This is a genomic window from Alteromonas sp. 4NH20-0056 (genome assembly GCF_057539655.1).
In genome coordinates this window covers 45,670-57,350 of record NZ_BAAJLS010000006.1, presented here as the reverse complement: position 1 = coordinate 57,350, position 11,681 = coordinate 45,670, and the positions used below count along the sequence as shown (strand labels likewise).

Genomic DNA, 11,681 nt, shown 5'->3' with positions numbered 1-11,681 from the left:
ACTTTTATGAAAATTGAAACGTTAAACATGCTTCCTTCCAGTGAAGCCGCCGCATGGTTTGAACAATGTTGTGCAGCTACGCACTGGGTTGAGAGTATGGTATCAGCAAGGCCTTACCGCGATATTCAGCATATAGAAACGCACGCCGTATTCGCATGGTCAACATGCGATAAAGCCGACATTCTAGAGGCGTTTACTGCCCACCCCATGATTGGCGATGTAGATTCACTGCGTAAGAAGTTTGCTAATACCAAGTCGATAGCAGCTGGAGAGCAAGCCGGTACCTCACAGGCATCAGAAGCGACACTATTGGCGCTTAAAAATGCAAACCAAGCTTACTTGGACAAACATGGGTTTATATTTATTATTTGCGCTACTGGCCTGTCAGCTGATGCAATGCTGGATGCCCTAAATGAACGCTTGCCTCACACCACCGATAAAGAAATTCAATTAGCGGCTCAAGAGCAATTGAAAATAACATTACTGAGAATAAACAAAGCGATAAATGTCGAGTAAGGTCAGCGTAATTAATATGACCAAGAATACCATCATGGATTGCAAGACACCTACCCACGCACAGATATTTTAGGACGTATTATATGAATACACTATCAAGTCATGTACTCGATACCACATCAGGAAAACCTGTTGAAGGTATTGCCCTTTCGCTTACTTTACCAAGCGGAGAAACGCTGACTGGTACCACGAATGCCGATGGACGATTCAACGATTGGAAGACAACATTTGACGCAGGTGTATATACTCTGCGCTTTCATTGTTATGACTACCTTGTATCGACGCATGGCAAAAGCTTTTATCCACATATCGATATTGCGTTTGAACTTGAAAGCACTGGGGGGCACTATCATGTTCCTTTGCTGATTTCACCGTTCGGTTTCAGTAGCTACAGAGGCAGTTAGTAATAATGCAATTATTTCGCGCAAATATTGCGCATTTTCCTAAGGCAACTGCTGACGTAAATCGCGATATTCACATAGTGTGTGATGGCGGTTTGCTTATTGATGGGAATCACATTGTTGCAGTCGGTGATTTTATTTCGCTTAACCAACAATATCCTCACGCTGAAGTGATTGATCATTCAGGTAAGTGGCTTGTTCCAGGGTTTATTGATAGCCACCTGCACTATCCTCAAACTCAAAGTATTGCGAACTACGGTGAGCAGTTACTTAGTTGGCTGGAAAATTACACGTTTCCAACGGAAATGCAGTTTTCAGACGAAGTCCACGCACAAAAAATAGCGCAGATTTTTTTGAATCAACTATTAAAAAACGGCACAACGACGGGCTTCGTGTTCTCAACGGTGCATGCATCAAGCTGCAATGCCCTGTTTGAAGCCGCCAATAACATTGATATGGCCATTGTTGCTGGTAAAGTGTGTATGGACAGGCATTGCCCAGCTGCACTTCAAGATACCGCTGATATCGCCCAAAAAGAAAGCGCACAACTGATTGAGAAGTGGCATAACAAAGGGCGTAACCGATACGCTCTAACCCCCCGGTTTGCCCCCACTAGCACTGAGGCTCAACTGGCAGCGCTTGGTGAATTGGCCACACAGTACGATGACGTATTCATTCAAACTCATCTCTCTGAAAATAAAGACGAAATTGCGTGGGTAAATACCCTATTCCCTCATTGTAATGGCTATTTAGATGTGTATGACAAATATAACTTGGTGCGCGAACGTGCAGTATTTGGACATGGTATTCACTTAGCAGCTAGCGAGTGGGCTCGGTTAGGTGAGTCTGGCGCAAGTATTGCGTTTTGCCCAACCTCTAATCTTTTTCTCGGCAGCGGCTTGTTTGATATGCAGACAGCAAAAGCCCACGATGTTCACGTGGCACTAGCGACCGATGTGGGTGCAGGTACAAGCTTTAGCATGCTTAAAACCTACGCTGATGCCTATAAAGTAAGTCAGTTACGCAATGCGCCTATTTGCCCGTTAGAAGGGTTTTATCTTATGACGCAGGGTAGCGCTGTTGCGCATCAATTAGATCACGAGATAGGAAATTTAAATGCGGGTACAATAGCCGATTTCGTTATTATTCAGCCCCACTACGACGAACTCACTGCACTACGAATTGCAGACACTGAAGACTTTTCCGATGTCTTCTTTGCCCTGAGTATTTTAGGCGATGACCGCGCAATTGAAGAAACATGGGTAAGCGGTCAATGTTGTTACAATAAAAAGGAGAATCAACATGCCATGGTTTGATTGGATTAGTTTATTTACCCGTTGGTTTCATGTCATCGCGGGAGTTGCGTGGATTGGGGCTTCGTTTTATTTTATTTGGTTAGATAACAGCCTTCGAACACCGCCAAAATGGAAACAGGATAAAGGCATTAAGGGCGACTTATGGGCCATTCACGGCGGCGGGTTTTATGAAGTGGCCAAATACGCTTACGGGCCGGAAAAAATGCCTGAGACGCTTCATTGGTTCAAATGGGAAGCATATACAACATGGCTGTCGGGCTTTGCCCTTCTTATTTTAGTATATTACTTTGGCGCGTCAGCGTACCTTATCGATCCAAGCGTTAACGATATTTCCCCTAACCTTGCAGTATCGCTTGGATTGGCGCTTATTTTTGGCGGCTTAGCTATTTATGAAATCGGTTGTCGAAGCCCTCTTGCGAACTCGCCTATGGTATTTGGGCTTTGTTTGATCGCGCTTATCTGTTCAGTAACGTACTTTTCCACTCAATGGTTTAGCGGCCGTGGGGCATTCATTCATGTAGGAGCGCTTATTGGTACCATTATGGCGGGCAATGTATTTTTCAATATTATGCCTAATCAGCGAAAGATGGTGGCGGCTGTAGCGGAAAATAAGAGCATCGACCCACGATGGGGGGCAAGCGCGAAATTGCGCTCAGTTCACAATAACTATTTTACGTTGCCATTACTCTTTATCATGATTTCCAATCATTACCCTATGACGTATCAACACGACGCGAACTGGCTCGTGCTGATAGCAATTATGGCGGTAGCGGCGTGGATAAGGCACTTTTTTAATCTTCGTAATGTAGGTCAGGTAAAACCGAGCATTCTGGTCTCCGGTGCCATTGCAATGCTGGCCATCGCCCTGTGGGTATCATGGCCTTCAGCTTCTGACACAGTGCAGCAAAACGAGGAACATACCGACGTCACCGAGATAGCAGCAACACCGGTCACTAACGACGTTATTTCATCGTTAGTCAACACCCACTGCGTGAGTTGTCACTCTCGCACGCCAACCGACGCTATCTTTGCCATTGCCCCAATGGGCGTTGTACTAGACAGTTGGAGTGATATTGAACGATACAAATCGCAAATTGTAAGACGAACGACCATCACAAGAGACATGCCGTTTATGAACAAAACCAACATGACAGACGAAGAGCGTGAACTAATGGCGTTATGGTTTAAACAAACCACTTCTCCATAAGAGCGAATGTTAAGTTGTGGTAGCGCCTTCATGGCGCTGCCGTTTTTCAGTATACATAGCACTGTCGGCCAACTCTATCCACTGCTGTACGGTGGTTATACTCTCATCCCATGTTGCCTTACCAATACTCATTGATAACGTAATCGTTTCTTCTTTATCTACTGGAATATGGTAAGGCGTTTCAGCGAGCCGATTCAAAAATATCGTTGCATCGTCGAAGCCGGTGTCAAACAATAACAGTATAAACTCATCGCCCCCTACCCTTCCCAAAATATCAGTTTCTCGTAAGGCGCTGGTTGTTATATCAGCGAACACTTTTAATGCCTTATCGCCAACCTGATGCCCGTATTTATCGTTTATTTGTTTAAAGTTATCGAGGTCAAAGTAAACAAGCGTAGACGGGGATTTTGTTCGCTGCATTCTGTGAATTTCTTCACTTAATTGTTCAAAAAGCTCACGCCTGTTTATTAAGTTCGTTAAACCGTCCGTTTTAGAGAGGAGTTCAAGCTTGCGAACCGCCTCAAGGAGTGCATATTGCTGTTGTTTTTCGTGAGTGACATCGTCAGACGTCCCTAGGAGCAATACTTGTTTATTTTCTGGGTCGAATAGCACTGAACCTCTATCATGAAGGTACTTTGTGTTACCTACGCTATCAATCACGCGGTATTCGAGATCCCAATTTGATAGGGGGCGGCGGAAATAGGCATCTTCTACATAATGCTTGTCTTCTTCATGTACATAGGCCAAAAACGCGCAAGGGTTGCTGTAGAGTTCATAATCGCTTCGACCAAAAATACTCTTATACCCACCGTTTACATAATGCAACTTGGATAAATTAGGCGTAGACACCCAAATAAACGTTCGCTCTGAAAATGCACTCACTATTTTTGAAAATAACGCTTCTGCTTGAAATAATTCAGCCTCCAAACGTTTTCTATCGTCTATATCTTCAATGACAGAAACAAATAACTCTGGCTTGCCGGTCGAATCGCGAACAGCCGATACCGTTAACTTTCCCCATACGTTATGGCCATCTGCATGAATATATTGTTTTTCTATTACGTAGTTTTCTATTTTTCCCTCGATAAGATTATCTAAAAGGGCTAAATCTTGGTCTAAATGCGTGTCGACCGTAATTTCTTGAAATGTCTTTTTAATTAATACTTTTTTCTCATAGCCTAGAAACTCGCTCAGTTTTTTATTGACGCGTATAAACCGCCCATCTAAACCGACATGAGCCATCCCTACTGCGCAAAACTCAAACGTTTTTTCGAACACTCCGTCATTCTCCTAATTAGCGATAAAATCCATTTTTCAGTATGAAAAAGCGAGTAAACTAATATCCCAATAAAAATATTAGCTTATAAAATAAAAACTGAAAATTTTTTGCACTATTTTCTAAATGCAACATACTGTTGAGCTTAGGTTTGTTGACTCTATCCAGTATCACACTATCTGCAAAAGCAACTGAATTGTGCGATAAAAAAAAGCAAATATAACAGGGGTTGAAGTGACTTCAGAATCAAAGAAACACCATGATAAAAACGAAAAGGAAGCGGTTTCCCATATGAAGCAACCACCTCAAAAAGTACTCGTTTTGTTTGCTCATCCGGCGCAAGCATCCTCTGAAGTGAACCTGCACCTTTTTCGTGATGCCCTAGCGACACATTCCGTCACCGCAATCGATCTTTACCACGATTATCCTGACTTCAATATCGATATCGCAAAAGAACAGCAACGTCTGCGAGAACACGACACGATTATTTTCCTTTTTCCGCTTTTTTGGTATTCAACACCGTCGATTTTAAAGGAGTGGCAAGACTTGGTGCTTGAATATGGTTTTGCCTATGGACAAGGGGGCTCTGCACTTCAAGGTAAAAAATTTCTGTGCGCTATTACTGCCGGAGGGAAAGAAGAGGCGTACCAATCTGATGGATTTAATCATTTTACCATTCGGCAGTTATTACAACCGCTAGAACAAATGGCGAGCATTACTCAAATGGCCTATATCGCGCCATTCGCATTGTTTGGCTCAAGAACGGCGCAAGAAGAACAGCGAATAGAAACACATCGGCAGAAATGGCAACGATTACTAAACATGTTGGTTAACGACACATTGAATATGAGCAAAGCAACACGGCTAGAGAACTTGGCCGACTTATGTAATGAAGAAGGTAACAATTAATGACCGGCTATTTGCTTCAAGCTTTTATATATCTCGTTGCTGCGGTTATCGCTGTGCCTATTGCAAAACGTTTAGGGCTAGGCTCGGTGTTAGGCTACTTAATTGCAGGTGTTGTCATTGGCCCTGTAATGGGTTTAGTGGGCGATGAAACCACTACCATTCAACACTTTGCCGAATTCGGCGTAGTAATGATGCTGTTTTTGGTTGGCCTTGAGTTAGAACCTAAAAGTTTATGGGCAATGAAGTCTAAGTTAATGGGGCTTGGAGGGCTTCAACTAGGCTTAACAACAGGAGTAATCACCAGCGTCGCGCTGTATTTTTCGCAGCCATTTAGCATCGCATTAACTATCGGGTTAATTTTTGCTTTATCATCTACCGCTATCGTTTTACAGACTTTCCAAGAAAAGGGATTGCAGCAAACAGAAGGCGGAAAAAGTGCCTTTTCTGTATTGTTATTCCAAGATATCGCTGTTATTCCTATTTTGGCATTCATCCCTCTTTTGGCACTTCCAGAATTGGCAGCAAACGCCGCAGACAATGAACATCATGAGTCAGTTAGCCTAGTGAAAGGCCTCGCGCCGTGGGCCTACGGACTGGTTATTATTGCATCAGTAGCCTTTGTCACCGTTGGCGGACACTACCTAAGCAGGCCGCTTTTTAAGTTTGTCGCCTCCTCTCGGTTAAGAGAAATATTTACCGCAACAGCACTTATGCTCGTCATCGGTATTGCGGCACTGATGGGGCTGGTCGGGTTATCCCCAGCGCTTGGCGCCTTCCTTGCCGGTGTTGTCCTTGCTAATAGTGAATTTAGACATGAACTTGAGGCAAACATTGAACCTTTCAAAGGTTTGCTATTAGGCCTGTTCTTCATCACCGTTGGTGCAGGTATAGACGTAGATGTGCTAACGTCAAATGTGTCGCTGATCCTCATGCTCTCTGCTGCGGTGATGCTGGTAAAGGCCATCGTTCTCTATATCATTGGAGTTCTGTTTAAGCTGCGCCAAAGTAACAAATGGCTGCTTACGTTGAGTTTGGCGCAAGCAGGGGAATTTGGTTTTGTATTGCTAAGCTTTGCCGCGCAAAACTATGTATTGCCTAACGATATCATCGCTATTCTCTCGTTGGTTGTCGCGCTTTCTATGTTTCTCACTCCCATGCTTTTTATTATTTTTGATAAGGTTGTGGTGCCCCGTTATCAACGTAACGGCAAAGTAAGAGATGAAGACGAGATTAACGAGAAAGGTACTGTGGTTATTGCAGGAATTGGACGATTTGGCCAAATCGTTAACCGACTGTTAGTGGCAAATGACGTACACACTGTTGTTCTTGATATACGCTCTGAACAAATTGATTTAATTCGACGCATTGGTACCAAGGCCTATTTTGGTGATGCATCAAAGCCCGATATTTTACATACCGCAGGCATTCACGATGCTGCCCTACTTATTATCGCCATTGATGATAGGGATACCGCCGCCGATATGGTCAAGTACGCAAAACACGCATACCCTGATGCCCGCGTTCTTGCGCGTGCTTACGATCGAGGACACGGTTATAGACTACGCCAACTAGGCGCTGACTTCGTGGTATCTGAAACCTATCATTCTGCATTGGAAATGGGCACGGAGGCGCTGCGCTCACTTGAGGTTCACCCTTTTCATGCAGAACGACAAAAAATGGCGTACAAAAATATTGAGAGTAAGCAAAATGATGTGCTGTATAACGCGTGGGTGGACGATGCGAGCGGTGAACGGATAGACAATAACTATCTTAAGCTGTTTGTAGAATTGGAGCGCCTGATTGAAAGTGCCTTAAAAGAAGACATCCACGATAAACACTCCAAAATGCGTGGCTGGACGCCACCTCCTAAAGAGCACAGCGAAAGACTACACGATGAGAAATAGCCTTACTCGGCTTTTTCCTCTGCTTTTTTAACGCGAATTCGAGTGTCATCAACAAGTTGATTGTTTAACGACTTTATTGCCGCTTTAGCTTCGCCAATTTTGGGCATTTCAACAAACGCGAACCCTTTAGATTGCCCTGTTTTTTGGTCGAATACGACATTACATGATTGTACGGTACCAAATGCTTCAAATAAGCCTAATAGTGCGTCTTGAGTTGTTGCTCTGTTTAAATTACGAATTAGGATTTTCATTGTTCCAACCTGTGTGAGTTTAAAAGATGAGAAAAGAGATACAGGTTAAGCATTTTGAACATTGTTTAAACATAGCATCTATCTTGAATCGCGCATATTGTACATGAGTTCCACCTTACAAAATAGCAATTGTCGGTAGTCTTCCCTCATAACATCGGCGCAACCGTGTAATCGGCTTATCGGTTATGGTTGCTCGCATCACCTTTTTGCTTAATTAACTGTGCAAAAATTAAAAAAAGTAGCGCAACTTGAAACTGATTTAGAAACAAGTGCTCGTCGTGTTGGATAAAAGTAGACCATAGCGCATCGATAAAAAACAATGCTGCTGCACATTGGAGTAACCTAGGTAGCGTGATCCAATTCATATATGCCCCTTATGTTCTGATAGATGCTGCCTAGGTTACTAGGCAGCAACGGTAAAGTTACCAGTGATTCTTATTGGTGTTGCCATATTGGCGTCTAATTGAATCGCTGATATTTGCCTGCTGCGCGAAAAGCGCCCCTAACTCGTAAAAAAAACCGGCGCCGCTAACTGAAGATAGTTCTTCACAACTCAGCTCTACGGGTTTTACATTGATTACTTTCATTTGCCACTCCTTAGCGTCTGTTATCAGAATAACCTTGATAAAATTCATAGGCAGCATCGGCAATAGCGATTGCAGTTGCGATGTGCCCCCACATGCCACCCGCTACCATTTCGGTCTCGTGGAAAGTTAGTTCATGTTGCGTCATAGTTTGCATTCCTTGTGTTGTTTTAGAGGCTTCATGCCTCACCATTAAAGCTACTCTAGGTATGGGAATAATACATCTGAACTAAAGACCTAAATACTTCAAAATATGATGCGGCAATGATAATGCAGCGCACCGTTTTGTCTCAGGCTCGCCGATAGGTTTATAGGGGAAAGCAAGCTAACGCTTAGTTACATTACATTATGTCGATACAAGGATGGTGGGTTAACGGCAGAATTGACCGTTTTGCGAGCCGTATTAATCACAAAGAAGAATTTACGTATTGCAGTCTGATATCGCAACAGTGGGTTTTTCACCTCGGTTAGGATGACGATAAGTAAGACGGCAGATACCGTTTGCTGCGATTTCTGCATTAGATAAACCGCTAGTTTGGCTTTCTAAGGTAAAGGTAACTTCCGGTGCAGAGCCCGTTACCTTCCAGTCATTTTCCGTAAAGTCGACAACTTGCTTCAAATTTGTTTGCGTAGCATAAGGATAACCGTACCTTACGCGTATTCCCGATGGCAGGGTTTCATCTGGGCTGTCCTGTGCCCCCTCTACTAGCGCTTTGGCGTAAACAATATTGGCACTGGATAAAAGCGCTGACTTTAAGCCTTGAAGTGCACCAATTTCGGCATCTTTTTGAATATTTAGGAACTTTGGTGCAGCCGTAACCGCTAGAATGCCTAGGACTACGATCACAATAATGAGCTCAATTAACGTAAAGCCTTTGATTTTGTTCATTATACCATCACCTCGAAAAGCCACTTTTGCGGCCCAAGTATACTACATTTATGGCTCGCAACATTAAAACTCAAAACATCACGGAGCTTTTTCTTCATTTAATAACCCAGTAGGCAGCGCGCCGTGATGCGACACTTTTTGTCGCACCCATTAAGTATGATAATTTGACATTATGATAATAAAACAACGACACGACTATGAGTGCGTTTCAGCGAAAATTAGATATTTTGCAGTTTGTTCCTTCGGCGCCGCGTAAAGTATCGAGCCGCCAAATTTATGAAAACCTTCAAAATTGCGGGCACCAGTACATTGATATGCGCACCATACAAAGAGACTTAGTCAACTTAGAGACCATTGGCCTATTTGGACTGGAGGTGGATAAACGCTCTAAACCGTATGGATGGTTTATAAGTGCGAATTTTAAAAAACTAAATGTTAGCTTAATGGATGGCAACACCGCTCTTGCGTTTAGCGTGTTACAGCAATCTGGGGCAACATTGCCTAACACAACACTACACGAGTTACAGCCCTACTTCGCCAAGGCTTCTCAGATATTGGATAAAGACAGCGACTCACTGCTTACGCATTGGTTAAAATCGGTAGCAGACTCGCAAGTTTCCCAGCCGCTTCTTCCACCGGCGATAGACGCAGATTCTTTCGAAAGGCTGAAAACCGCTATTTTTTTCAAGAAGCAGATCTCAGCCGACATCAAACGCTTTTTTAATGCCGGCAACGCGACAGTGTGGAAGCACTACGATAAAGTGAACCCCATGGGGTTAGTAAAACAAGATGGACGGCAATTGTTCGTTTGTACATTTGGCTCACTGCACAAAAGACGTTATGCGCTTCCCTTACAATCTATACGAAATGTGGCGATTACCGACGATGATTGCCAACAAAGCTTTGGCGAGCGAGAGCACGTGCAAACGCTCACCGCCAACAAAAAAACAGAGATACAATTAAAGCTGTTAGTAAACAACAATGCTTTGTTTCTTCTTCACGGATACAAATTATCTGAAGACCAAACAATAAGCCCGGCACACACTACCGGAAAATCATTGATATCCGCTACCGTAAACGATAACAATAAATTAAGGGCATTTTTACGCGGACTAGGTGACAACATTGAAGTTATTGCACCTCAAAAATTAAGACACTATTTTTTCGAATTATCCAAAGCATTGTTTACGAAATATTCAAGCGAACAACCGGTCTCATAATAATATTTTGTGTTCTCATTGTTAACTTAGGACTTTGTTTTGCATACGGACAAAGGCGGGTATATCAAAGTCTCCGGCTTCTTGCTTGTACGCGGTATACGGTATTGCGCTTTCCATTGATATGACATTTCCTTCGGCGTCACCCTTTCTCAACTGCAATGGAATTCCTGTCGCAATAATGAGCACTTCACCAAAACACGGTAATTCTGGCGACACCGTTACGCCACTAATTATTAATGTAAGCGGATCTGCAATCATGTCTTGCAGTATGGCCAGCATGTCCTCATACATCGCTAAGCTAGGCTCGTCCTTGCACGTTAACTGTACAATGACACCCTGAGCGCCAGCAATACGTTGGTCATTCACCAACGGGTTTTCTAACGCATGCCTTACGGCGTCGCCCAGTGAATGTGCGTCCCGCGCTACACCTACCCCTAACGCGGTATTGCCTTCTAACGATAGAATATGACTAAAATCGTTAATATCCACATTGATATAACCTGTTTCAGTCAACATCGTAATAATGGCTTCGACAATACGATGCATTTGCATATCACAGTGGCGAAATGCTGATAGCAACCCCACCGTTTCATCTAAAGCAGCAATAAGTGAGTCGTTCGACAATACCAGCGTAGCGTTAGCCTTTGCTTTTATCTCTTCAAGCACTGTATCAGCAATATCCTTACGTTTCCCGCCCTCCGATTTAAACGGCAACGTGACAAAGCACATTACATCAATATTGTTTTTCTTTGCGATATCAAGCAATACAGGTGTAGCACCACTCCCCGTTCCGCCTCCCAAACCCGCGATGAGAATAACAATGGTATCGTCTTCAATGAGCGTCTTTAAAGCCTCTTCACTGTGAAAGGCTGCTTCGCACGCGACTTGCGGGTTGGCGCCGGCGCCGTAGCCTTTTGTCGTACTCTCCCCGATGAGAAAAACCTCATGGTTTTTACAGTGGTGTAGCGCCGATATATCGGTATTAACCGACGTAAATCGAATATTGTCGTGCTGGCACACACCCGCCATATTACTAATGGCGTTTCCCCCGCAACCGCCAATACCAATAACATGAATACTGATTTCTTTCGTTTCAAGGCTTTGCATGGTAACCCCCAATTGAATTTATGAGTGAGTAAGCATACGCCATATGTGCGGCGAAAATTGACGCATGTCGACATACGTTCACTTTCTTTGTTACTGTGCGC

Annotated in this window: 14 protein-coding genes; 7 read left to right on the top strand and 7 right to left on the bottom strand. The window is 43.6% G+C overall.

Annotation, left to right across the window (positions count from 1 at the left end):
• The first annotated feature begins 6 nt into the window (after positions 1-6).
• From uraD to AC27EZ_RS12300, 4 genes are all read left to right on the top strand, one after another.
• A complete protein-coding gene (gene uraD / locus AC27EZ_RS12315) occupies positions 7-516 on the top strand; it encodes a 2-oxo-4-hydroxy-4-carboxy-5-ureidoimidazoline decarboxylase (RefSeq protein ID WP_487135596.1) in 510 nt (169 codons plus the stop codon).
• An 83-nt stretch (positions 517-599) separates the two neighbouring features.
• Positions 600-920 carry a hydroxyisourate hydrolase gene (gene uraH, locus AC27EZ_RS12310; protein ID WP_487135595.1) on the top strand — a complete coding sequence of 107 codons (321 nt, stop codon included), beginning with the start codon at positions 600-602 and terminating at the stop codon, positions 918-920.
• A 5-nt stretch (positions 921-925) separates the two neighbouring features.
• Positions 926-2,233 carry a guanine deaminase gene (gene guaD, locus AC27EZ_RS12305; RefSeq protein WP_487135594.1) on the top strand — a complete coding sequence of 436 codons (1,308 nt, stop codon included), beginning with the start codon at positions 926-928 and terminating at the stop codon, positions 2,231-2,233.
• The gene (locus AC27EZ_RS12300) at positions 2,220-3,440 is read left to right on the top strand and encodes a urate hydroxylase PuuD (protein ID WP_487135593.1); all 1,221 of its coding nucleotides are present in this window, start codon (positions 2,220-2,222) and stop codon (positions 3,438-3,440) included. The genes guaD and AC27EZ_RS12300 overlap by 14 nt, the downstream gene beginning before the upstream one ends.
• Positions 3,441-3,449: 9 nt before the next feature.
• Here the strand turns inward: AC27EZ_RS12300 and AC27EZ_RS12295 are convergent, their stop codons facing one another.
• Positions 3,450-4,718 carry a diguanylate cyclase gene (locus AC27EZ_RS12295; RefSeq protein WP_487135592.1) on the bottom strand — a complete coding sequence of 423 codons (1,269 nt, stop codon included), beginning with the start codon at positions 4,716-4,718 and terminating at the stop codon, positions 3,450-3,452.
• A 289-nt stretch (positions 4,719-5,007) separates the two neighbouring features.
• On the opposite strand from AC27EZ_RS12295, the gene AC27EZ_RS12290 reads away from it, so the two are divergent.
• Complete coding sequence (locus AC27EZ_RS12290) at positions 5,008-5,625, top strand: NAD(P)H-dependent oxidoreductase (RefSeq protein ID WP_487135732.1); 618 nt, start codon at positions 5,008-5,010, stop codon at positions 5,623-5,625.
• Positions 5,625-7,529, top strand: coding sequence for a monovalent cation:proton antiporter-2 (CPA2) family protein (locus AC27EZ_RS12285; RefSeq protein WP_487135591.1), 1,905 nt, complete (start codon positions 5,625-5,627; stop codon positions 7,527-7,529). Before AC27EZ_RS12290 ends, AC27EZ_RS12285 begins: the two co-directional genes overlap by 1 nt.
• A 2-nt stretch (positions 7,530-7,531) precedes the next feature.
• Here the strand turns inward: AC27EZ_RS12285 and AC27EZ_RS12280 are convergent, their stop codons facing one another.
• From AC27EZ_RS12280 to AC27EZ_RS12260, 5 genes are all read right to left on the bottom strand, one after another.
• Positions 7,532-7,780, bottom strand: a complete 249-nt coding sequence (locus AC27EZ_RS12280; RefSeq protein WP_487135590.1) for an RNA recognition motif domain-containing protein — start codon at positions 7,778-7,780, stop codon at positions 7,532-7,534.
• A gap of 176 nt (positions 7,781-7,956) precedes the next feature.
• A complete protein-coding gene (locus tag AC27EZ_RS12275; RefSeq protein WP_487135589.1) occupies positions 7,957-8,145 on the bottom strand; it encodes a hypothetical protein in 189 nt (62 codons plus the stop codon).
• A 57-nt stretch (positions 8,146-8,202) separates the two neighbouring features.
• A complete protein-coding gene (locus tag AC27EZ_RS12270; protein ID WP_487135588.1) occupies positions 8,203-8,367 on the bottom strand; it encodes a hypothetical protein in 165 nt (54 codons plus the stop codon).
• A gap of 10 nt (positions 8,368-8,377) precedes the next feature.
• Positions 8,378-8,512: a hypothetical protein gene (locus AC27EZ_RS12265; protein ID WP_421134306.1), complete on the bottom strand. Its 135-nt coding sequence runs from the start codon at positions 8,510-8,512 to the stop codon at positions 8,378-8,380.
• 273 nt (positions 8,513-8,785) lie between these two features.
• On the bottom strand, positions 8,786-9,253 hold the full coding sequence (locus AC27EZ_RS12260) for a type II secretion system protein (RefSeq protein WP_487135587.1): 468 nt from the start codon (positions 9,251-9,253) through the stop codon (positions 8,786-8,788).
• Positions 9,254-9,450: 197 nt separating this feature from the next.
• On the opposite strand from AC27EZ_RS12260, the gene AC27EZ_RS12255 reads away from it, so the two are divergent.
• Positions 9,451-10,473: a helix-turn-helix transcriptional regulator gene (locus tag AC27EZ_RS12255; RefSeq protein WP_487135586.1), complete on the top strand. Its 1,023-nt coding sequence runs from the start codon at positions 9,451-9,453 to the stop codon at positions 10,471-10,473.
• 21 nt (positions 10,474-10,494) lie between these two features.
• On the opposite strand, the gene AC27EZ_RS12250 is transcribed toward AC27EZ_RS12255, so the two are convergent.
• Positions 10,495-11,580: a cell division protein FtsZ gene (locus AC27EZ_RS12250; RefSeq protein WP_487135585.1), complete on the bottom strand. Its 1,086-nt coding sequence runs from the start codon at positions 11,578-11,580 to the stop codon at positions 10,495-10,497.
• Positions 11,581-11,681 lie beyond the last annotated feature (101 nt).